Here is a 21,797-nt window from a genome sequence, read left to right as displayed (position 1 = left end):
CGAGACATGAAGCAAAAGCGCGCCCTTAAATAATGTGATGACTATCACAAAAACCGGAGCGGCATCGGCGCCTGATTTAGCCATCCTAACAAGGAAGGGGGGATTTCGTGGTTCAGGACATCCATGATTTCCGGCCTGCCGCGCTCGGGTTTCGCCCTGCCGGCCGCGCAGCTGCACTCAGCTCCGCCTCCGCCTCCGCCGAATCGTTCGTTCGGTCTTCCCGAAAACGACGCCTCTTGGCGCCCCAAGTTCAATCCTCGCGATGTGCGCATCGCGGCGTGGCGTGTGCCATGCCCAGGTAGCGCTGACTCAGCTCGTTTTTGTACACAGGGGGGGAACACCATGAACCGCATTTATCGCGTTGTCTGGAACCGCGTGTTGTGCGTATTGCAAGTCGCTTCTGAATTGACTCATGGTCGCAGCACAGTCGTCTCACCAGGAGGAAGGTCGCAGCGACTGCCGGTACGCCGCCTGCTCGCACTGGCATGCTTTGTCGCCTGTGCTGCGCCGGTGGAATCGGCCATGGCCGCCTGCTCGCCGATCAATCCGACCAACGGTGCCACCGTGACCTGCTCGGGCGCCGCCAATCCACTCGCACCGTCGTACGCGAGCAGCGCTGACAACCTCACCGTCAACGTGGTCAGCGGCGGCTCCACCGGTGTGCTGCTGGGCTTGGGCGGCACCGCGATGTCGCTCACTGGCAACGGCACCACGCTCAACAACGCCGGCACCATCGACCCTTCCCTGCTCGGTCTGCTCAGCCTGTTGTCCTCCGGCACGGTGATCGGCAATCCCAATCTCGGCGCCGCGATTCCGGGCAGCACGGTGACCGTCAGCAACCAGGGTACGATGAAGGGCACCACTGGCTTGCTCGGCCTGAACCTCGCCGATCTCACTGGCATGGCGCTGGCGGTGCGCAATGGCGGCGGTGGCACGACCAACATCACCAACTCCGGGACCATCGGTTCCTCCGCCCTACTCGGCGTTTCACTGCTGGGATCGGACGCTCCGGTAGTCGCCGTGTATGGCGGCAGCCAGATCAACTTCACCAACACCGGCACCATCACCGGCCGTACCGCGTTCGAATCTTCCGCTGCTGGCAACACGTTTATCAACTCCGGCACCATCAGCGGCAGCGTGTCGATGGGCACCAACAGCACGAACACCTTCACCGCGGTGACCGGCTCGAACGTCAACGCCGGTGGCAGCCTCGGGTTGAACCTGCTGGGTGTGCTCGGCATCAATCTCAGTTTCGCCCCCACCGGGCAGATCGACGGCGGCGCGGGCGGCAACAACACCTTGGTGCTGCAGAACGCAGTGGCTGGTCCGGGCTCGGGCGCCACCGGTACGGGCACCGCGTCGTCCGCCACCTACATCAACTTCCAGCACATGGTCGTTAACAGCGGCACCTGGAGTCTGTCAGGCGCGCTGATCAGCGGCGACACCATCCTCAACGGCGGCGTCGCCCAGTTCGACAGCGATGCCAACTTCGGCAGTGCGTCCAGCATCACTTCCAACGGTGGCGGCGTCGCTGCCAGCACCAGCGGCTCGACGTTGAGCAAGGCGATCCTGCTCAACGCGGGCGGCCTCACCGCCACGGGCGCCAATAACTTCACCCTGTCCGGCCTGCTCTCCGGCAACAGCGCATTGACCAAGAGCGGCACGGGCACGGTGACCCTTACCGCCGCCGACACCTACACCGGTGGCACCGCCATCACCGCCGGCACACTCGCGCTCAGCGCGAACGGCGCGCTGACGTCCACCGGCGCTGTCAACCTGCAGAACGCCGGTTCCGCGTTCGACCTCTCCGGCGCCGGCGGCAACCGGACCATCGGGGCGTTGACCGGCGATGCCGGCACCACCGTTGCGCTGGGCACGCGCACGCTCACCTTCGGCGACAGCACCAACACTACGTTCGCCGGCACAATTGACGGCACCGGCGGCATCGTCAAGCAAGGCAGCGGCGTGGCCACCCTGAGCGGCGCCAATATCTACACCGGCGGCACCGCGATCAATGCCGGCACGCTAGCGCTCAGCGCAGGCGGCAGCCTGGCGTCCACGGGGGCGGTGTCGCTGACCGCCGCTGGCAGCGGCTTCGATATCAGCAGCGCCGGCGCCAACCAGACCATCGGCGCACTGTCCGGCGTGGCCGGCAGCCAGGTCGTGCTGGGCACGAACACCCTCACACTGGGAGATGCCAGCAACACGACTTTCGCCGGCACCATCGACGGTACCGGCGGCATCGTCAAGCAAGGTCCCGGCACACTCACTTTGAGCGGCACGAATACCTATACCGGCGGCACCACCGTCAACGCGGGCACGCTCGCCCTCGGCAGCGGAAGCTCGCTCGCGGCCTCCGGCACCGTCGCGCTGGCCGGCCCTGGCAGCACGCTCGATCTGTCTGTCGCCGGTGCGCAGAGCATCGGCGCACTGTCCGGCGTCGCCGGCAGTTCGGTGATTCTCGGCGCGAACGCATTGACCCTCGCGCCTTCCGGCAGCGGTAGCTTCGGCGGCACCATCGGCGGCACAGGCAGCCTGGTGATCAACGGCACCGGCACCGAGACTTTGACCGGCGCCAACACCTACACCGGGGGCACCAACATCCAATCCGGCACGCTGGCGCTGGGCGTGGGCGGTGCGCTCGCCGGCGGCAGCGCGCTGACGCTCGCCAGTAGCGGCACCTTCGATATCTCCGCCGGCTCCAATCAGACCATCGGCGCGCTGACCGGTGCCGGCGGCACGATCAAGCTCGGTGCCAACACGCTCAGCGCGAGCGGCAGCGGCGGCGGCAGTTTCGATGGCGTCATCCAGGGCACTGGCGGCGTAACCAACATCGCGAACGCACTCGTGCTCAATGGCGTGAACACCTATACCGGCCTGACCACCGTGCAAGGCGGCAGCCTCATCGTCGGCGATGCGACGCATGCCGGCGCCAGCGTGGCCGGCGATGTCACGGTGGCGAGCGGTGCCTCACTGGGTGGCTTCGGTACGGTCGGCGGCAGCGTCACGGTGCAGAACGGCGGCCATCTCGCACCGGGCAATCCCACCGGCACGCTCACCGTCAACACCAACCTCACCCTCGCTCAGGGCAGCGTGCTCGATTTCTCGTTCGGCGCACCGGGCCCGAACTTCACCACCTTCGGCACCGGCCATAACGTGGCAGTGACCGGCAACCTCGCCATCAACGGCGCCACGCTCAATCCGATCAACGCCGGCGGCTTCGGTCCCGGCCTGTACAACCTGTTCACCTACGGCGGTACGCTCACCGAAACCAATGGCGGCATCGCGCCGCCGGCCGGCTTCACCATCCAGAACCTCACCGCCAGCAAGCAGATCAACCTGATCAACACCAATGGCCTGGCGCTGAGTTTCTGGAACGCGAACGGCCTTGCCAACAGCACGCGCATGGGTGGCGGCAGTGGTACCTGGTCGATGGCGCAAGCGAACTGGACGGATGCGACCGGCTCGGTCACCTCCACGCGTCAACCCGCCAATGCCTTCGCCATCTTCGGTGGCGATGCGGGCACGGTGACGGTCGATAACACCAGCGGCGCGGTGACCACGCTCGGCATGCAGTTCGCCAGCAATGGCTATCTGCTCACCGGTGGTGCGCTCGCCCTGGTTGCGCCGTCACCCGGCACACTCAGTGAGATCCGCGTCGGCGATGGTAGCGGTGCAAGTGCGAGCTGGATCGCGACCATCGACAACACACTTACCGGTCTTGGCATCGACAAGACCGGCGCCGGCACGCTGGTGCTGAGCGGTAGCAACACCTACACGCAGGGCACCATGCTGGGCGCGGGCACCTTGTCGGTGAGCGATGACGCAAATCTCGGCGCGGCCAGCGCGGGGTTGGATCTCGATGGCGGCATCCTGCGGGTGGCCGGCACGGCGTTCCAGTCCACGGCACGCACGATCACCCTCGGCGCCGCCGGCGGTGGCTTCGACATCGAAGATTTGACGAACGTGTTCACCGTGAACCAGGCTCTGAGCGGCACCGGCAGCCTGACCAAGCTCGGTGCGGGTACGCTCACCCTCAGTGGCGCCAACAGCTACAGCGGCGGGACCACCGTCAGCGCTGGCACGTTGCAGGGGGATACCGCCAGCCTGCAGGGCAATATCACCGACAATGCATCGCTGATCTTCAATCAAGGCGCGAACGGCACATTCGCAGGTATCGTCTCCGGCAGTGGCTCGCTCACCAAAGTTGGTACCGGCACACTGACGCTCAGCGGCGCCAGCAACTACAGCGGCGGGACCACCATCAGCGCTGGCGCGCTGCAGGGCGATACCGCCAGCCTGCAGGGCAACATCACCGACAATGCATTGCTGATCTTCAATCAAGGCGCGAACGGCACATTCGCGGGTATCGTCTCCGGCAGCGGTTCGTTCACCAAGCTCGGCGCCGGCACGCTCACCCTCAGTGGCGCCAACAGCTACGGCGGCGGCACCATCATCAGTGCCGGTGCACTGCAGGGCGACACTACCAGCCTGCGGGGCGACATCGCCGACAACGCCTCGCTCATCTTCAACCAAGGCAATGATGGCGTCTTCAACGGTTCGTTGTCGGGTAGCGGTGCACTGCTCAAGTCCGGCAGCGGGAGCCTCACCTTCGACAGCGCCAATCCGTTCTCGGGCGCCATCACCGTCTCGGCGGGCACGCTGATCGTCGGCGACAACAGCCACCCGAGCGCAACGCTCGCCGGTGCAGTGACGGTAAACAGCGGCGCCACCTTGGCTGGCATCGGCGCCATCGGCGCGCTTGACCTTTCCGGCACGGTCGTACCCGGCAACGCGACGGGCACGCTTTCGGTGACGGGCAACGCGATGTTCCGCAACGGCTCCAGCTACCAGGTGGGCGCGACGCCAGCTGGCCAGGCCAGCCTCATCGCCGTCGGCGGCAATGCGTCCATTCTCGGGGGGAGTGTGCTGGTGCTGGAGCAGACGGGTAACTACGCACCGCGCACCAACTACACCATCCTCACCGCCGCACAAGGCGTGACCGGCCAGTTCGGCGCCATAAGCGCCAATCTGACGTTCCTCACCCCCTTGCTCAGCTACACCGCCAACGCGGTGGACCTCTCGCTGCAACGCAACGACACCAGCTTCCAGAGCGTTGCGCAAACCACGAACCAGAAGAACACAGCCGGTGCACTCGACCACCTCGACCCGAACTCGCCGGTGTACGACGCCCTGCTCGGCCTCGACGTGCCCACCGCGCGCCGCGCCTTTGATCAATTGAGTGGCGAAATCCACACCTCTACCCGTACCGCGATCGCTGACAACGACCACTACATCCGCGACGCGATCAACGCGCATCTCGGCGGGCAGAACAACAACGCGAATGGCCTGGACGTCACCGACGCCAGCGGCGTTACCGCCTGGACGACCGTCTGGGGCCATTGGGGCAGCCACGACAGCGACGGCAACGCGTCCGACCTTGCTGTCGACGGGAGTGGTTTCCTGGTCAGCGCCGACCTGCCGGTGGGCAGTAGCGCCCGGTTCGGTGCAGTGTTGGGCACAGGGCAAGGCACGGCACGCGTTGCAGGATTAGACTCCTCCTCGCACATCATCGACCAGCACCTGGGCGTATACGGCAGCCTGCAGACCAGCGCACTGCAGTGGCAGGGCGGCGCGATCTACGGGTGGCAGAAGGTGGACACCAACCGCTTCATTGGTTTTGGCACCTTCGACGGCACCGCTGTCAGCAGCTATCACGCGCACACCGCGCAAGCCTACGTCGATGCCAGCCTGCCGATCGCGCATGGCGGCACCACGCTGGCGCCGTTCGTGAACCTGGCCGTGGAGCGGCTGAGGATGCCGGCGATCCGTGAGAGCGGCACGCCAGCCGCGCTAGGCGTGGCATCGCAGGACAGCACCCTCGGTTACAGCACGCTGGGTCTGCGCGCCACGTTCGACCTTGGAGCGCCGAACCATGGCTTGCGCGCCCACGCCAGCCTCGGTTGGCAGCATGCCTGGGGCGACACCCTGCCTGTCGTCACGATGCGCTTCGAGAGCAGCGGCGACAGCTTCGCCATCGCCGGTCTGCCGGTGGCAAAGAATGCGGGGGTGGTCAGCACCGGCCTCAGCTTCACCGTCGCGCCTAATGTATCGGTGGACGCCAGCTACCAGGGGCAGTTCGGCCAAAACGCCAAGGATCAGTCTGCTCGTGTCAGCCTCGACTGGAGGTTCTGAGACTGGCCGAAGCGCCGTTCGTCAGCAGACGGCGGCGCATCGACAGCTAAGGCGTGGCTGTCCTCCGTGATACTCCTGGCGCTGTGGCGCCCAGCGCATCACCTGGGACGAGAAACGGGTTTCTGCCAGGAGTTTTAAATCACACGATCTTGGTCGACGGGCAGAAAATTCCCGTTACTGGCTTGGTATGGATCACGCTATTTAATCGTGATGCTGCGAAATCTACGCAAATAAGAAAAGCTTCGGACCGGAAACGTTTGAATCGCCATTCTTTGCGGATTGTCTCAACGTTGTAGTCAGTTGCACGTTTGGAGCAGTCTCTACGACTTAGCATGGGTCGGGTTGTCGTTCGACAGCAATGCGATGGTTTTTTGTAGCTGGCGACTGCTTGGGGCGAATAACCCATCAGGAGCATTGAGCCGATGCTCTGTGCCCCTCGCTCGTCACTCTGTGCAAACCAGACATTCTATGAAAATCAATCGGGAGGGGCTCATGTTCACAGCAATCATGTTTGCCTTGGGTGCGCGGCGTTGTTTTTCACCGCAACGCTCAACCTCGAAGTTTTTCGCTTTTGGAATGTTTTTCTTGTTGGTGGCAATGCTTGCCATGGTGATCCCAGCCGATGCCTGGGCGGCAAATCCGCCTGCTGGACCCTATCAGCAGTCTTGCCGGAATGCGTCAATGTCTGGAACCATGCTGGTGGCATCTTGTCCGGACTATTTCGGCAACCTCAGAAACACTGTGTTGCAGGACGCCGTGAAATGTCCAGTCAAATTCACGGCCGCTACTGGGCAGGTTTTTCCGCGCTCGATCCGAAATGTAGACGGAGCTTTGCGTTGCGTCATCACCTTCACGCCGGGAACTGGCGACAAGGCGCCCGGATTCGATTTCATTTCCTTGCTTTCGGATACCACTGTAGACGGGCAGAACGTAAAGGTGTGGAGGATTGATCGGCCCACTGTCTGGTCGACGGCAAAACCGAACGGCGAGGTCGACTACCCTATCATCCGCTTTCAGGCTGGCGACCGGCTCAGGTTCAACGCTGGCGGCTGTGTTCAGACGGGCGGCTCCGGAAGCACCTGGAAGTCGTACCTCAATCCCCAGGGAGACAATGCTCCCCAGTATTACGCCGGCACCGCTTTCATCAAGAACATCAGCAGCGGCGCGTTTGTAAGAATCGAAGGACTGGTGGCCCAACAGAACAATCTGATCTCGCAACAGGCGAGTCTACTGCCGCCGTTTCGCGGAACCCTGGGCCCCTTGCCTAAGGATCCTCAAGCAAACACTGACTACATCCTCCGCCTCGGCTACCAAGACGACAACATCGGCGACAACAGTTATTTTGCCCACGACGACGGCAACAATAATCAATGCCAGAACGTAGGTCCTGCCTTCGTGGAACTGACCGTGATTTCAGGACCAACTGTTACCGGCGCCCTGCTCTCTCCTCACTCCAAGCCCTTCGACTTGGTTTGGGACATGAACAACGATGAGGATGCCAACGGTTTGCCGCTGAACCCGCAGTGGAATTTCGCCCTTGAGAACCATGGCGCTCAACCACACTTCAAGCCGCTGTGCGGAGCAGCTTTTCCTTCCACCTTCGGATGGAACTATCCCATCGACTTCACCACGCTGGAGCAAATCTGCACGTCCATGCCGGTGAGTTTTGATCTGGATCCCGGTGGCGCCGTATGCGGTGGCGATCCGTTTCCTGGCCACATGAATTTCGCCATAGCCACCTACCAGGGTCAAGTCACCTGGAGCGAGTGGTCTGGGCTGTGGCCGAATGACAACGACTGGAACTTCAACCTGCTGCCGCTCAATGGCGCAGGGTTGGCAGGAACCGGCGACGCGCCAGGTTCTGCCGCCACCATTGGCATGGAGTTCGATTTCGCGGACACCGATCTGCGTATTCCATTCTGGAATACTCTTGTGGCCCCTCCGTTCGTAGGTCAGCCGACGTCATCGATCCAATCCGTATTTGCCGGGCCGAATGATGACGGGCTGCAAGGCGTGGTGATCGGCGAGGTCGGGCTTGATGGGGTGCATGGTGCGTATAGCGAACTCCATCCGGTCTTTGCCATGGCGGTGTTATTGAATCAGACGTCGACTCCGGGACAGCCTGAAAGCGTGATCCAAAACTGGGCGTTCTTCCTGCGCAATTTTGGTGATGAAGGCGGTTGCAGCGCACAAACCTGGCACTGGGCAAGTCCGACCGGAGACTTCTTTGTTCCTTTGGGTTGGCCCGATGGAGCCACGGACGTTAGCGTGAACTCGACCAACGTAACGTCATGGCAAACACCCATTTCCCCGGTAAATATCGAGAAGGATCCCGATCGGCGCTTCACGCTGATTCACGTGCGCGCCCCGGCTCAACTCGACGAGTTCGGCACCGGCGGCACCATCACCTTGCAGTACAGAATTCCAGGAGGAATGAAGAAGGCGCCTCCGGTACATAAAGCCCCCAATGCCAAGGAATCCGAAACGGAGATCAAAGACCTGAGCCTGAGGATTGCGGACCCAGCCGCCAGGGCAAAATTTACCGCAGCCATCCAGGCGCTGGCGCCGAAGCTTACGCCCCGCTCGGCGAACAAAATCGCCGTTAACGTGCCTATCACCGTGACCGTGCGAAAGCATGTTCCCGGCGCTGCGAGTCGCGGTGAATTGACCCCGGCTCATGCCACAACCAACGCACCCAAACTGCAGCGCGATATCGCCATCTTCAAGTTGATGCAAAGCTACTCCAATGACCTGAAGCTGGAAGTCCCTGCACAATTGCCCGCGGCACTTACGCCTGCGGGCGCGAAGCCAATTACCAAATAACAAACCATACGAAACGGCGACCAAGGTCGCCGTTTCCTTGGTGTCTGTTCAAGGTACCTTGTCCTGGTCCTGGCATACCAGCGATAACACGGGCCAATCGCAAGACATGCCCGACTACAAACTCTTCAGCACGTTGCCAGGCAGTGCCCTACCGCGCCTTCAATCACACGCCTAAGCTTGCCTGAGGCGACACGACCCCCATTTCGAAAGCTTCGCGCCCCGTCACGCGCTTCACGACACCTCCCCTGTGCCGCCTCACGCAGCCCCTGCCGCTCCACCGAAAGAACTCGCCCGAAGTTTTCTGGGCGTGTTCCGATACAGCGGGCGTGCGCTGGAACTGGTCTGGAGCACCAGCCGCACGCTGACCATCGCGCTGGCCCTGTTTACTCTCATTGCCGGCCTGCTACCGGCTGGCATTGCCTACGTCGGCGCGCACATCGTCGACGCCGTGCTCGGTGCCAGCAAGTTGTGGGCAGCGCACGGAACAGCCCCGCTGCGATCGGTATTCGAATGGGTGGTGCTGGAAGGCGTGCTGGTGGCGGCGATGGCCGGTACACAACGCGGCCTGTCGTTGTGCCAGTCGCTGCTGCGTGCGCAACTGGGCCAACGCGTCAATGTGTTGATCCTGGAAAAGGCGCTGACGCTCGAACTGGCGCACTTCGAGGATTCGGAGTTCTACGACAAGCTCACCCGCGCGCGACGCGAGGCGTCGAGTCGGCCGCTTTCACTGATCACCCGAACATTCGGCTTGGGCCAGAACGCGATCTCACTGCTCAGCTATGGCAGCCTGCTGTTTCAGTTTTCGCCGTGGGCGGTAGCGGTGCTGCTGCTGGCCGGTTTGCCGTCATTCTTCGCCGAGACGAAATTCTCCGGCGACGCGTTCCGGCTGTTCCGCTGGCGCTCCCCGGAAACACGCATGCAGCTGTATCTGGAAACCGTGCTGGCGCGCGAGGACCACGCCAAGGAGGTGAAGCTGTTTGGCCTTGGTCCCTTGTTCCTGCAGCGTTATCGCGACATCTTCCACATGTTGTATCGCGCCGATCGCGATCTGGCCGTGCGTCGCGACAGTTGGGGCTTCGGCCTGGGCCTGCTCGGCACGTTGGCGCTATACGGCGCCTACGCATGGATCGCCGCCAGCACCGTGATGGCGCACATCACCCTGGGCCAGATGACGATGTATTTGTCGCTGTTCCGTCAGGGCCAGTCGGCGGTGTCGGCGATGCTGTCGGCGATCGGCGGCATGTACGAAGACAACCTCTACCTGTCCACGCTGTACGAGTATCTGGAAACGCCCGTGCCCGCAGCCACCGGCACCGTGCGGCATGGCGCCACACCCGAGGACGGCATCCGCTTCGAACGGGTCAGTTTCACCTACCCCGGCGCCGGCGAACCGGCACTGCGCGACATCGACCTGCATATCCGTCCCGGCGAATCATTGGCCCTGGTAGGCCAGAACGGTTCGGGCAAGACCACCCTGATCAAGCTGCTCACGCGCCTGTACTCGCCTGACAGTGGCCGCATCCTGCTCGACGGCACCGATCTGCGCGAGTGGGATGAATCCGTCCTGCTGCAGCGCATCGGGGTGATCTTCCAGGACTTCGCCCGCTATCAGATGCGCGTAGGTGAGAACGTCGGTGCCGGCGATGTCACTCATTTCCATGACGAAACGCGCTGGCGCGAAGCCAGCGACAAGGGCATGGCCAGCGACTTCATCGACAGCCTGCCGGCCGGCTTCGAGACGCCACTGGGCAAATGGTTCAACGACGGACGCGAGCTGTCCGGCGGGCAATGGCAGAAGATCGCCCTGGCCCGCGCCTTCATGCGCTCACGCGCCGACATCCTGGTGCTGGATGAACCCACCGCCGCGATGGACGCGCAGGCTGAGGCCACCATATTCGAACACTTCCGCGAGCTCTCCGGCGGCCGCATCGCCATACTCATATCGCACCGCTTTTCCACCGTGCGCATGGCCGACCAGATCATCGTGATCCAGGACGGCCGCATCATCGAGCGTGGCAATCATGCGCAGTTGATGGCCGAGGACGGCCACTACGCACATCTGTTCTCGTTGCAGGCGCAGGGATATCGGTGAGCTGTCACTTGGTAAGCCACGGCAGTCCGTAACGGCCGGCGGCTTGGCAGGCAAATCTTGAATACCTCCCACGCTGTCATTCCCGTGTAGGCAAGTGGTGACGCCCCTGCTCTGGGTAGCGGACGGGTTTAGCAGACTTGTTGAGAAGGCGACGTCAGCTCTGTCAATGAGCAAACCTTCGCGTTGCTTCAGGGGTCGTTCCCGTCCAGTCGTGGAAGGCGCGGAAAAACGAGTTGGGATCCTCGAAGCCGAGCAGGAATCCGATCTCTCCGGCGGAAAGTTCGGTCTGCGTCAGGTAATGCCGGGCAAGCGCCTCGCGGGTGTCGTTGATCAGGGAACGGTAGTTCTCGCCTTCTTCCTCCAGTCGGCGCTGCAATGTCCGCTTGCTCATCGAAAGGCGAGCGGCGACCGCTTCGATCCCCGATTGCCCGCCCGGCAGCAACTCAAGCAGCGCCGAGCGAACGCGCTCCGCGGTGCTGGCATTGCCGTCGAGTTCGCCCAAGCGCTTGCGCAGATCGGGTTCGAACACCTGCCACATCACATCGTTGGCGGTGAGGAACGGCCGCTTTGCATCGGTGGCCGTGAATCCGATGCTTGCGGCAGCGCCTTGTCGGGGCGCCACGCCAAAGAACTTTGCGTAAGCCTTGGCCTGCGCGACGGCCGGAAGCTGTGGCATGGTCACACGCAGTGCCACGACGGGTTCGCGCGTGGCCAGACGCGCAAGTCGCAACAGGAATGCAAGCTCGCTGGCCACCACTACGAACGGCACCTGCGACTGCGCCTCCAGCCAATGCGGCGTCAGGGTAAGCGTGCCATCGCGGCCCACGTCCACCGTCAGGCTCATCGGCGCGATCAGCTTCTTGTATGTCGAAAGCCGCTGCCCCGCCTGCAGCAGGTTCGCGCTGCAAAGCGCCGCGAAAATCGGCGGACTGAAGGACTCGGCCTGGATCGCCTCCACCAGGCGCAGCGGCAGCAACGGGTCGCCTGCTTCGGCCTGCAGGCTCTCCCAGAAGCGGAAATACTCCGCCGTCGTCAGACCGCCGTTGGGACGTGCCAACAATTCCTCCGTAAGGCCGGCGCGGCGCAACAGGGTATCGCTGCGGATACCCAGATCCTTCAGTAGCGGACGCCAGCCTGGATCGACCGGAAAGGTGCTGTTGCGTGCCATGTCAGCGAAACTGGCTCATGATCAGGCGATCATAGACGCGGTCGCCGAAGTATTTACGCACGAACATCAGGGGCCGCGCCAGGTTGCCGGCCACGTAGCGCGTCTTCGGGCGACGCGCCTGCACGGCACGGGTAATGGCCTCTGCCACCACGCTCGGTTGCGACATAGGCGCCTTGGAGCCGGCGATGGCATGCGCTAGCTCGCCGTAGGGGCCATGGCCGGAGCGATCCAGCATCGGCTGGGTCATCACGTCACCGAACTCCGTGGCGATGATGCCCGGTTCGATCACCACCACGTCGACACCAAACGGCTTCAGCTCGATCCGCAACGCATCGCTCCAACCCTCTACCGCGTGCTTGGTTGCGTGGTACCAGGCACCCAGCGGAGTGTAGATCTTGCCGCCCATCGACGAGACGTTGATGATGGTCCCGCGCCCTCGCTCTCGCATTGCCGGAATCAGCAACTGGGTCAGTCGCGCCAGACCGAACAGATTGACCTCGAACTGCGCCCGTGCATCGTCCAGCGCGGTCTCCTCGACCGAACCGTAGATCGCGTAGCCGGCATTGTTGACCAGTACGTCCAACGCACCGTGTTTCGTCTGGATACGCTCGACCACGGCTGCAACGTCGGCCTCCTGGGTAATGTCCATGCGAAGCGGGATTGCGCCCTGTGCCTCCAAATCCTGCATGGCCTCCACGCGTCGCGCCGCGACGTAAACCGTATGCCCCTGCTGCAACAGGCTACGTGCGGTGGCCTTGCCGATGCCGGACGATGCACCGGTGACGAGGATGATGCTCATGGCTGGAACCTTGGGCTGCGCCCGTTGGGAATGTGATGCCACTTTGAGCTGCATCACGCGCCACGAAACTAGCGGACAGTGCCAATCCGCTCGCTAAAGGTGCCAGAGCGATCCCAGTCTGGATCACGACCATTCAGTGTGCCTCCGTCTGCTTTGGGTGGTCGAGAGCGGACGTTCACCCTACCCCCAATAACGGTCCCTAATCACTGAGGGCGCTTCACTCTTTCAATAGCGCCATACGTCCCAAAATGCGATGATTCACAGTTAATTGGCGTCGTCGGCGCGCCACTCGCCCCCACCAGAGACACCGTGAAGACTCCCCAAGGCCTGCTGGCGCTGATCGATGACGGCGTCATTGATGAAGTGCTGCGCCCGCTTAAAAGCGGCAAGGAAGCAGAGGTGTACGTAGTCCGCAGCGGCGACGACGTACGCTGCGCAAAGGTCTACAAGGACATGGCGCAACGTAGCTTCCAGCAGCGCGTGCAGTATCAGGAAGGCCGCAAGGTGCGAGGCAGCCGTGAAGCGCGCGCGATCGGCAAGGCGAGCAAGTACGGGCGCAAGCAACAGGAAGTAGCTTGGAAGAACGCTGAGGTAGATGCGCTCTACCAGCTACGCGCCGCCGGCGTGCGCGTCCCTGAGCCTTATGGCTATTTCCACGGCGTATTGGTCATGGAGCTGGTCACCGATACCGAGGGCTTCTCCGCGCCACGCCTAGGTGAGATTGAGCTCAACGCAGAGCGTGCGCGCGAATACCACCGCGTGCTGGTGCGCCAGGTGGCGCTGATGCTGTGCTGCGGGCTGATTCATGGCGACCTGTCCCCGTACAACGTCTTGGTCGGTCCGGATGGGCCGGTGGTGATCGACTTCCCGCAGGTCGTCAGCGCAGCCGGCAACAATGCGGCCCGCACGATGCTGCTGCGTGACGTCAACAACCTCACTGCGTACCTTGGCCGCTCGGCGCCCGAGCTATTGGAGACCTGGTACGGCGAGGAGATGTGGGCGCTGTTCCAGGCAGGCGAACTTCAGCCCGATACCGAGCTTACGGGCGAGTTCACGCCTGACGAAACCGAGGTCGATCTCGACAGCATTCGCCAGTCCATCAATGATGCGCGCGAAGAAGCGTTGATCCGGCAGCAGGGGCGCGAGGCGGCAGAGGAATACTAGAATCCGCCAGATACTCCAATGTGCCCGAGCCTCAGAATTTCCCGCCCACAGGCAGATAGCGCCACGCTCCGGGCGGCATCGCCCCGCTAGGGCCCTTGCCCAACGCAACCTTGCCGATGCGCAATCGGCGGATTGACACGACGCACAGCCCGACCTGAAGGCACATGTCTCGCAGCTGTCCGTTTTGCGCGCCCCTGATCGCGAAGCGCAGCCGGGTCTCGTTCTGCCAGCTCACTTTGCACGGCGAAAGCGCACGCCCTTTGAAACTCAGGCCGTAGCTGAGCCTCTGCAGACCGTCAGGCGCGATCTCGCCGCTGACCTCGACGATGTACTCGTGCTCGATAAGGTCGGCGTCCTCAGTCAGGCGGCGGCGCACACGGCCGTCCTGGGTCAGCACCATCAAGCCACTAGCCTCCGCATCCATCGGCACCGGCGACGTCAAGCGATGGAAATGTCGCCTGAGCAGGCGTTCACCACTCGGGTCCTCGGTCCAGCGTGTCGCTGGTGTCACCAGGGAACTGGCGGACCTATCGCCATAGATGGCGTCCACGCCTGAAGGTTTGTGCAACAGGATCGTAGCCGGTTCCACAGCGTCCAGGCGCGCGCCGGGGTCGAGCTCAACCCGCTCAAGGGTCACCTTGTGTTGCGGCACCTCGACGACAAGCCCGTCCACCGATACCCAGCCGTTCTGGATAAATTGCTCGGCTTCTGCACGCGAAACACCGAACAGCTGAGAGACACGATGGGAAAGTCGAACCGGTGTAGACATGGAACTGGCCAGAGAAGCGCGACACGCAGTGTAACGGCGGTGGAACGGCGGCATGTGAAGATGAGTACCGGACCGAAACTCCGCTTGCTTAAATGGTCGCTCCAATTGCACCTTGCACGCAGAAACTAACATTTGGAGTGCGACAAGAGCGTATGGTGAGCGAGCTGGACCACTCCTGAGTGGTCACTCTCACAAAGCGCGCATGGAGGCTCGCGGCCAAGAGCGTATGAGCCCCCTTCAACCCCAAGATCTTAGTTGCAAGCAATGGGCTCTATTGGGTGAGGTCGTGAGACGCTGTCCCTTGTCGCTAAGCGTGATCAGACGGTTGCGCGATCTGCGTCATCTCTGCGAGGCGGGCTTCGTAACCGTGGAACAGACGAGGGTCTGTGCTACACGCCTTGGCATGGAAGCGCTTTGGTATCACAGCCTCCACTAGCTGCTAGAACACCTTTTCCCTATCGATCGATCAAATTCAGAAGATCGACACGGGCCGTGCGTCCCGATCACCAAGGAATTTGCCATGGCGCCACCTACGAAGCCGATCCCGTTGTCGGACATCCACGATGTCTATCGGGGCTCCGTGAAGAAACGTGATACAGCCGAGGCGGGACAGAGTTATCGAAAAACCAATCGGTTCGCGCGCGACGCAAGCCATTCCGGCACGGCGCCCAATCATCCGCTATCACCTATAGGGCGACGGGCGCGCTGATACCTCGCGTGTCTTGAACTCAATGTGGTGCCACTACTTGCGCCATGGGACTGGCACCGACCTGAGCGCTGGTACATGGCACGCGTCGTTGATGTGAGATGGGTGCTTTGTTGCGGAAAGTGCGTCATCTCTTCGTGCGCCATGTGTGCTCAATAGCGCCACATGTCTCGCTCCCCTCACTTCACTCTTGGTAGGGTCTCCTGAGATCATCCATGCAAGTCTATGCAACCCGTACCGAGCAGCTTTCGATCGGTGGCCTCATCTACCGCTTGCGGGTTCTGAGCGATAAGCAGCAGTTTTCCGACGCCAACGGCCATCGTGCACGCCTGGGCCTTTCGGCCACGCAATGGGGATTGTTCGGCCAGCTTTGGCCGTCGGAACGCCTTCTGGCGCAAGCCATGCACCGCTTTGCCGTGGATGGAAAGCGCGTCCTCGAACTGGGCTGCGGCATTGGACTGGCCTGCCTTGTACTGAAGCGCCGTGGCGCGGACATTGTCGCGTCGGACGCGCATCCCTTGGCCGCATCCTTTCTTGAGTACAACGCGACACTCAATGCGTTACCCACTGTTGATTATGTTCGCCTACCGTGGGACACCCCTGAGCCATCGATAGGCCACTTCGATGCCATCATTGCGAGCGACGTGTTGTACGAGCCTGCGCAAGCGCGGCTGCTCGCCCAGATCGTCAAGCGGCATGCCTATCCGTCGGCGGAGGTGGTGATTACCGATCCCGGCCGCGATCACAGCGAGCATTTCAGCCAACTATTGGCGGAGCAGAATTTCGTACTCACCGAGGAGCGATGCCCCATGGATGACCGCGACACTCCGCCTTACCGCGGCAACCTTCTGCACTACGTTCGGCTTGACGAGGCCTCTCAGACATGACCGATTCGGCCAAGCTTTCCAGAGGTGACGTACGGTGCTCTTCATGCGAGGCCGTTTGCTGTCGCCTTACGGTGGTGCTTCAGCCAGAGGATCATGTTCCCGGTTACCTCACCACTTATTCGCCAGAAGGCTTGCGGGTGATGAGACGGGGAGATGACGGATGGTGCGTCGCCTTGAACAGCACGAACATGAACTGCGGAATCTACGAAACCCGCCCTTCTGTGTGCCGTCGCTTCATGATGAATGGTCCTTACTGCAAAGCCATTCGTGCCGAGTACAGCGACCCGATTGCCGTAAGCGATCGGCACCAGGCGATCCTATAGGCTTCCGTGCCTGGCAATCTTGTCGATGGCTGCACGCCTCAGACCAACCTCATCACCACACCCGAGAGAGATCCTTTGGCAACGACGAACTATTCCTTTGAAAAGCGCCAACGCGAAATAGCCAAGAAGAAGAAACAGGACAACAAGCAGGCCAAAAAGATGGCTTCACGCGATGGCACCCGCTCGGCGCCCGAGGCAAGGGCATCGACGGCCAAGAGCACGTGAGCTGCATCGGCATTCGCGGCAAGCGCGGGCCCGGCTAGCGCCCGTGCTTGGGAGCATGGGGTGACTGGGCCCGGGCTGGCCTTGAGTGCCTGCGTCGCGTCGTTGATCGCGGTCTCGGTCAGCCCTCTGCTCGCCACGTTGATTCGGCATCGGCGTTTCCGGCCATCGCGGAGCGCGTGCTGATGGTCACGGCGATCCTGCTCTGGCTCTGGCTCTGGCTCTGGCTCGGGGCTGTTACCCTGAATTGGGTGGGCGACTATCACGCCCATCTCACGCAGGCCTATGCCGGGCACTACATGCGGACCAACTGGTTCGGTGTGGCTGTCTCGAATTGCTTTGACCGCTTGACCCCGAGTCTCGAAAGCAGCCCCATCTCTATCCCCGTTAACACGGGCTAATCGGTTTGCCCCCAGGTTCGTTTTGTCGAAAGCACCCCATTGGCTAAGTCAGCTCGTCGCCTCCATTGCGACGAACGACGGCCGGTGTTCTCCAGCATCAGTCGATGGGTCGCGTCTTGCTCTTGAGGAACGGCGCGAGTTGCCCGATGGCTTCGTTAATGTAGTCCTCGTCATCGTGCACCGACATGTGGTTGGTCGCCCGTGACGATTCAGCTACGTCCGGGGCGATGATGTACTATGAAGCGGCAAGTACCTGCCTCATTTCCTGCGCTTCGCACGGCCGCCCTCGCGACCGCCCGCCTCGCTCCCTCATCTATGTATGACCCGTCCCACCTAGGGGATGGCGCTTCCGGGAGCATGCATGACTGGTTATTCAGCCCGCAACGTAAAAGTGCCCATTGGTGGCCACGTTTATCGTCTGCGCGTGCTCAGTGACGAGCAGCAATTCTCCGATCCTGATGGCTATGGACCGCGGCTTGGCATTTCTTCTGCGCAATGGAGCCAGTTCGGCCAAGTGTGGCCGTCTGGACTGTTGCTTGCGCAGGCCATGCACCGCTACAAGATCGCCAACAAGCGCATCCTGGAACTGAGGTGCGGCATCGGATTGGCCAGCCTCGTCCTGCAACGCCGAGGTGCCGATGTCATCGCTTCAGACATGCATCCCCTAACCGAAGCTTTCCTGGCTTACAACGCCACGCTCAACGCCCTTCCAGCCGTGCACTACCACCGGTTGCGCTGGAATGTGCCCCAACCAGCATTGGGACACTTCGAATTAATTATTGCCAGTGACGTACTTCATGAGCGAGATCAACCTCTTCTGCTCGCAGGTGTGATCGAGCGACATGCTTCTCCGGCCGCCGAAGTGATGGTTACCGATCCCGGTCACAGCCACAGCACTGAATTCAGCCGTCTGTTGGCGGCACAAGGATTTGACTTGACTGAAAAGCGCTGCCCCATGAATGACAACGACACTGTTCCGTACCGAGGCCGCTTGCTGCATTACATCCGTGCGAAACGATGCACCTCAGCTTGACGCCGTCGAGCGTCCATGCAGCTAAGGAAGCCCATTGCTCAAGGTGCGAAGCGTTGTGCTGCCGCCTGATGGTCGTCCTTCAGCCCGAGGAAAATATCCCAATTCACCTAACCACTCGCCTGGCCAATGGACTCCATGTCATGGCTCGCGATACGGAAGGCTGGTGCGTGGCAGTCGACGGCGCACATGAATTGCAGGATCTACAAGACCCGCCCCAAGTATGCCGGCAGTTCGTCATGAACGGCCCGTACTGCCGCTTCATTCGCGCGGAATCTGCGGAGCCGCAATGAGCCAACAACGCCAGCCAGCTCTACTCACGTCATGCGGTGACGATGGGAACCCTCCTCCTGCATAGCTCTGCAGATCAATTCGTGATTCATCTCGTCACGCCTCTTCGTGCGTCCCCTTCGGAGCCGACGCATCCACTCTTGATCCAGCAAAGCAGCATGCTGGATCCTCCTCCAAAGGTACCGCTGTCATGGCAAGCGTATCCGGCGAAACAACAAACGGCTTCACATACGAAGGCGACTATGAAAATGCCAATCCGGACCGGGTGATTTGGGCCGCCACCTACCGGCGCAGTGGCGTCTTCTTCGGCATGCGACACGGACGAATCAATGGAGTCCATGACATTCCTGCCAGCGAAATCGACGATCTAGTGAAGGACGACATCGAATCGACGTGGGTTCGATTCAGCTAGGAAGCAACATCGATGTGGATCGAAAGATCAGCCGCGCGAGAAATATCGCCGCCAGGCCGCAACAGATGAATCCCCCGGTTCCCCAGGTGCGGCTTTGGATCGGATGAATACTCATGAAGCGTCCTCGTTGATTCGAGCCAGTTGGAGGTGGATGTGACCGGTGGCCGTGTCATGTCATGAAAGAGGTCCGGATGGCGCGAATCACTCGGATCCCAGCGTTTAAGTACAAGGCGAGGGTGACCTGGGGCGAAAGCATGGTGTCCCATACGCATGAGCGCTGGCGCGAACGTAGTCCTCGCTACCGGCGGGCTTTTGCCCGCGAACGGGATCTATGAGAGCGGTTCGCCGAAGGCGCTCAGGCGCTACGCCCCACGCCTCGGAAGTGACATCGAACGATGTAGATGCCTTCTAACGCTCTATCACCTGCTTCATATAGTGGGTCGGTGTAATACCCAGCACGCGATGAAACATGCTGCTAAAAGCACTGCAACTCGCGTAACCCGCATCGCGTGCCACCATTTTGATGGCATGCCCCTGGCATATCTGACTCAGCGCTCTGGCCAGCCGGACATGCTGTCGCCAGTGCACTAACGACATCTGCAATTCGCTCTCGAACAGCCGTGCCAAGGTGCGACTGCTGGCACCGACATGCGTCGCCAACTGTTCCAGCGTCCTCATCCGCGATGTTCCAGCAAGCAAACGCTGACATAAGTTTTTGAGCCGCGGATCTGACGGTGCGCGCACAGTTCAACTTGATCGCCTGAACCGACCGAGTGTGATCAGAGGCATCCTATCTATGAAGATGCTGCTCTCATCGCTTTGCCAACGGATTGCCTGCTGGCACATTACCTTTAACTAACAACTACAGGCGCATGCTGCTGAAGCGCCGGGAAAGTAAACCTTCTCCTTGGCAGGCGTCTCAGCCGCGCGGTCCTATCCCCTAACGCCAACTGAGTAATTCTTCGGCTTAACGTCGGAGTTGCGGTTTCGGCTGCTCAAAATCCGCCACGCGGATTACCACTTAAGGTGAACTCATGTCTATTAATGTCTCCAGTACCTCGCACGTTTCCTCCAAGAATATCGTCGATACAGCGGCGGCCAATGGTTCATTCCATACACTTGGCAAGGCACTCGAAGCCGCGGACTTGAGCCACGTTCTCAAAGGCTCCGGTCCCTATACCTTCTTTGCGCCGACGGATGCTGCGTTCGAAAAGCTGCCCAAGGGTACGCTCGAAAACTGGCTGAAGCCGGAGAACAAGGCAGAATTGATTTCCGTATTGAAGTATCACGTTCTCCCGGGCCGCGCATCGGCCGTTGACGTCGAGAAATTGACCGAGCCGAAGATGATGCAAGGTCAAAGCGCTTCGGTAAAGAAGGACGGCGAAACGCTCAGCATCGGCGGTGCCGTCATCACTCAGCCGAATATCGTATCGAGCAATGGCATCATCCATGGCATCGATACGGTCATCGTGCCAACCAAGCAATAAGCAACAGGGGTTTCTGGCGGGGCGACCTCGCCACGTCGCATCGACTGAACACGCCATGGATGGCACTAGGGGGCTGCTGCAGAGCTATGGAATACGGGTGAGGATTGTTTTATGTCAAGCAATTCCGTAAGCGAGGACTATCGTGGCTATCAAATTATTGCCACTGATGAATTCTGCGAAGTACTTCACGACAAAGGCCGGATCGATTGCTTTGCACGCGAATATTTGCGCATGGATATTCCTGCCGGGCTGGCGTTAGCTATGCTCATCGATGAAGCGAAGGAGCGTGTTGACGCGATCTTCAGTGCTGCTGAATGCCCATTGCGCGTACCAAAGCGTCGTTCCTGGAGAAGTAAACCGCTTGCCAGGTGAGCGAGCCGTTTCTGGCTTGACACCATCGAGGATCGCTGTATGTCCGCCTACCTTCAGAACCACTTCACCTTTACCGACGAGGCACTCCGGTCTTTGGGCGTGGAGCCGGACATCCAGATTGGCATGGCCCCGTATAAAGAGGGCTTTCCCGTGCCTTGCCAGGGCGATCTGGTGCAAGTCATGGTCAATGGTAAATCACGGCAATTTGTTGTCGCCTTCCGACAATTTATCTATCAATCCGCGGAAGAGATGAGTATCCGGTACGTTCTGGACACCATCCGGTGATGTAGATGCCTTCTAACGCTCTATCACCTGCTTCATATAGTGGGTCGGCGTAATACCGAGCACGCGATGAAACATGCTGCTAAAAGCACTGCAACTCGCGTAATCCGCATCGCGTGCCACCGTTTTGATGGCATGCCCCTGGCATATCTGACTCAGCGCTCTGGCCAGCCGGACATGCTGTCGCCAGTGCACGAATGACATCTGCAATTCGCTCTCGAACAGCCGTGCCAAGACCACGCCACTGGATGATCTGCTCCAACGAACGGATGACGCGCATGGCGGGAAGCGATAGATCCACCTCTATACCGAGGCCTTCGCGATTGTAGTCATCCAGCACGTTGAACAAGCGAAAGTTGCGACCATCAGCGAGT

The 21,797-nt window shown here is 61.1% G+C and carries 17 protein-coding genes and 2 pseudogenes; 13 read left to right on the top strand and 6 right to left on the bottom strand.

Going from position 1 to position 21,797, the window contains the following annotated elements; all coding sequences use genetic code 11:
- Window positions 1-123 precede the first annotated feature (123 nt).
- From ISP14_RS18495 to ISP14_RS18480, 4 genes and pseudogenes are all read left to right on the top strand, one after another.
- Window positions 124-423 (top strand): annotated as a pseudogene (locus ISP14_RS18495) (ESPR domain-containing protein); the annotation flags it as partial.
- A gap of 99 nt (window positions 424-522) precedes the next feature.
- Window positions 523-6,195, top strand: coding sequence for an autotransporter-associated beta strand repeat-containing protein (locus ISP14_RS18490; RefSeq protein ID WP_404542829.1), 5,673 nt, complete (start codon window positions 523-525; stop codon window positions 6,193-6,195).
- 492 nt (window positions 6,196-6,687) lie between these two features.
- The gene (locus tag ISP14_RS18485; RefSeq protein WP_404542810.1) at window positions 6,688-9,018 is read left to right on the top strand and encodes a hypothetical protein; all 2,331 of its coding nucleotides are present in this window, start codon (window positions 6,688-6,690) and stop codon (window positions 9,016-9,018) included.
- Between the two features lie 307 nt (window positions 9,019-9,325).
- Entirely contained in the window at window positions 9,326-11,110 is a 1,785-nt protein-coding gene (locus ISP14_RS18480; RefSeq protein ID WP_404542808.1) for an ABC transporter ATP-binding protein, read from the top strand.
- 163 nt (window positions 11,111-11,273) lie between these two features.
- Here ISP14_RS18480 and ISP14_RS18475 read toward each other — a convergent pair whose 3' ends face one another.
- On the bottom strand, window positions 11,274-12,278 hold the full coding sequence (locus ISP14_RS18475; RefSeq protein ID WP_404542806.1) for an AraC family transcriptional regulator: 1,005 nt from the start codon (window positions 12,276-12,278) through the stop codon (window positions 11,274-11,276).
- 1 nt (window position 12,279) lies between these two features.
- Complete coding sequence (locus ISP14_RS18470; RefSeq protein ID WP_404542805.1) at window positions 12,280-13,131, bottom strand: oxidoreductase; 852 nt, start codon at window positions 13,129-13,131, stop codon at window positions 12,280-12,282.
- A gap of 255 nt (window positions 13,132-13,386) precedes the next feature.
- On the opposite strand from ISP14_RS18470, the gene ISP14_RS18465 reads away from it, so the two are divergent.
- The gene (locus ISP14_RS18465) at window positions 13,387-14,241 is read left to right on the top strand and encodes a PA4780 family RIO1-like protein kinase (protein WP_404542803.1); all 855 of its coding nucleotides are present in this window, start codon (window positions 13,387-13,389) and stop codon (window positions 14,239-14,241) included.
- A gap of 31 nt (window positions 14,242-14,272) precedes the next feature.
- Here ISP14_RS18465 and ISP14_RS18460 read toward each other — a convergent pair whose 3' ends face one another.
- Window positions 14,273-15,010, bottom strand: a complete 738-nt coding sequence (locus ISP14_RS18460) for an rRNA pseudouridine synthase (protein ID WP_404542800.1) — start codon at window positions 15,008-15,010, stop codon at window positions 14,273-14,275.
- A 921-nt stretch (window positions 15,011-15,931) separates the two neighbouring features.
- Here ISP14_RS18460 and ISP14_RS18455 point away from each other — a divergent pair.
- From ISP14_RS18455 to ISP14_RS18435, 5 genes are all read left to right on the top strand, one after another.
- On the top strand, window positions 15,932-16,603 hold the full coding sequence (locus ISP14_RS18455) for a class I SAM-dependent methyltransferase (RefSeq protein WP_404542799.1): 672 nt from the start codon (window positions 15,932-15,934) through the stop codon (window positions 16,601-16,603).
- On the top strand, window positions 16,600-16,926 hold the full coding sequence (locus ISP14_RS18450; RefSeq protein ID WP_404542798.1) for a YkgJ family cysteine cluster protein: 327 nt from the start codon (window positions 16,600-16,602) through the stop codon (window positions 16,924-16,926). Before ISP14_RS18455 ends, ISP14_RS18450 begins: the two co-directional genes overlap by 4 nt.
- A gap of 6 nt (window positions 16,927-16,932) precedes the next feature.
- Complete coding sequence (locus ISP14_RS18445) at window positions 16,933-17,151, top strand: hypothetical protein (protein WP_404542796.1); 219 nt, start codon at window positions 16,933-16,935, stop codon at window positions 17,149-17,151.
- Between the two features lie 759 nt (window positions 17,152-17,910).
- The gene (locus ISP14_RS18440) at window positions 17,911-18,582 is read left to right on the top strand and encodes a class I SAM-dependent methyltransferase (RefSeq protein WP_404542793.1); all 672 of its coding nucleotides are present in this window, start codon (window positions 17,911-17,913) and stop codon (window positions 18,580-18,582) included.
- A 478-nt stretch (window positions 18,583-19,060) separates the two neighbouring features.
- Window positions 19,061-19,282, top strand: coding sequence for a TonB-dependent receptor (locus ISP14_RS18435; protein WP_404542791.1), 222 nt, complete (start codon window positions 19,061-19,063; stop codon window positions 19,280-19,282).
- A gap of 408 nt (window positions 19,283-19,690) precedes the next feature.
- On the opposite strand, the gene ISP14_RS18430 is transcribed toward ISP14_RS18435, so the two are convergent.
- Window positions 19,691-19,960 carry a helix-turn-helix domain-containing protein gene (locus tag ISP14_RS18430; protein WP_404542789.1) on the bottom strand — a complete coding sequence of 90 codons (270 nt, stop codon included), beginning with the start codon at window positions 19,958-19,960 and terminating at the stop codon, window positions 19,691-19,693.
- Window positions 19,961-20,316: 356 nt separating this feature from the next.
- Here ISP14_RS18430 and ISP14_RS18425 point away from each other — a divergent pair, with 356 nt between their 5' ends.
- The 3 genes from ISP14_RS18425 to ISP14_RS18415 all read left to right on the top strand — a co-directional run bounded on the left by ISP14_RS18425 (window position 20,317) and on the right by ISP14_RS18415 (window position 21,426).
- A complete protein-coding gene (locus ISP14_RS18425) occupies window positions 20,317-20,769 on the top strand; it encodes a fasciclin domain-containing protein (RefSeq protein ID WP_404542786.1) in 453 nt (150 codons plus the stop codon).
- A 111-nt stretch (window positions 20,770-20,880) separates the two neighbouring features.
- Window positions 20,881-21,141 carry a hypothetical protein gene (locus ISP14_RS18420; protein ID WP_404542783.1) on the top strand — a complete coding sequence of 87 codons (261 nt, stop codon included), beginning with the start codon at window positions 20,881-20,883 and terminating at the stop codon, window positions 21,139-21,141.
- Between the two features lie 39 nt (window positions 21,142-21,180).
- A complete protein-coding gene (locus tag ISP14_RS18415; protein ID WP_404542781.1) occupies window positions 21,181-21,426 on the top strand; it encodes a hypothetical protein in 246 nt (81 codons plus the stop codon).
- Window positions 21,427-21,438: 12 nt separating this feature from the next.
- Here ISP14_RS18415 and ISP14_RS18410 read toward each other — a convergent pair whose 3' ends face one another.
- On the bottom strand, window positions 21,439-21,627 hold the full coding sequence (locus ISP14_RS18410; RefSeq protein ID WP_404542778.1) for a helix-turn-helix domain-containing protein: 189 nt from the start codon (window positions 21,625-21,627) through the stop codon (window positions 21,439-21,441).
- Between the two features lie 13 nt (window positions 21,628-21,640).
- Window positions 21,641-21,797: pseudogene (locus tag ISP14_RS18405) on the bottom strand (IS3 family transposase); the annotation flags it as partial.

Origin of the sequence: Dyella agri (assembly GCF_044904705.1) — a bacterium.
GTDB classification, from domain to species: domain Bacteria; phylum Pseudomonadota; class Gammaproteobacteria; order Xanthomonadales; family Rhodanobacteraceae; genus Rhodanobacter_A; species Rhodanobacter_A agri.
Note: the sequence above shows the minus strand (reverse complement) of the source record. Positions and strands in the feature narration are given on the sequence as shown.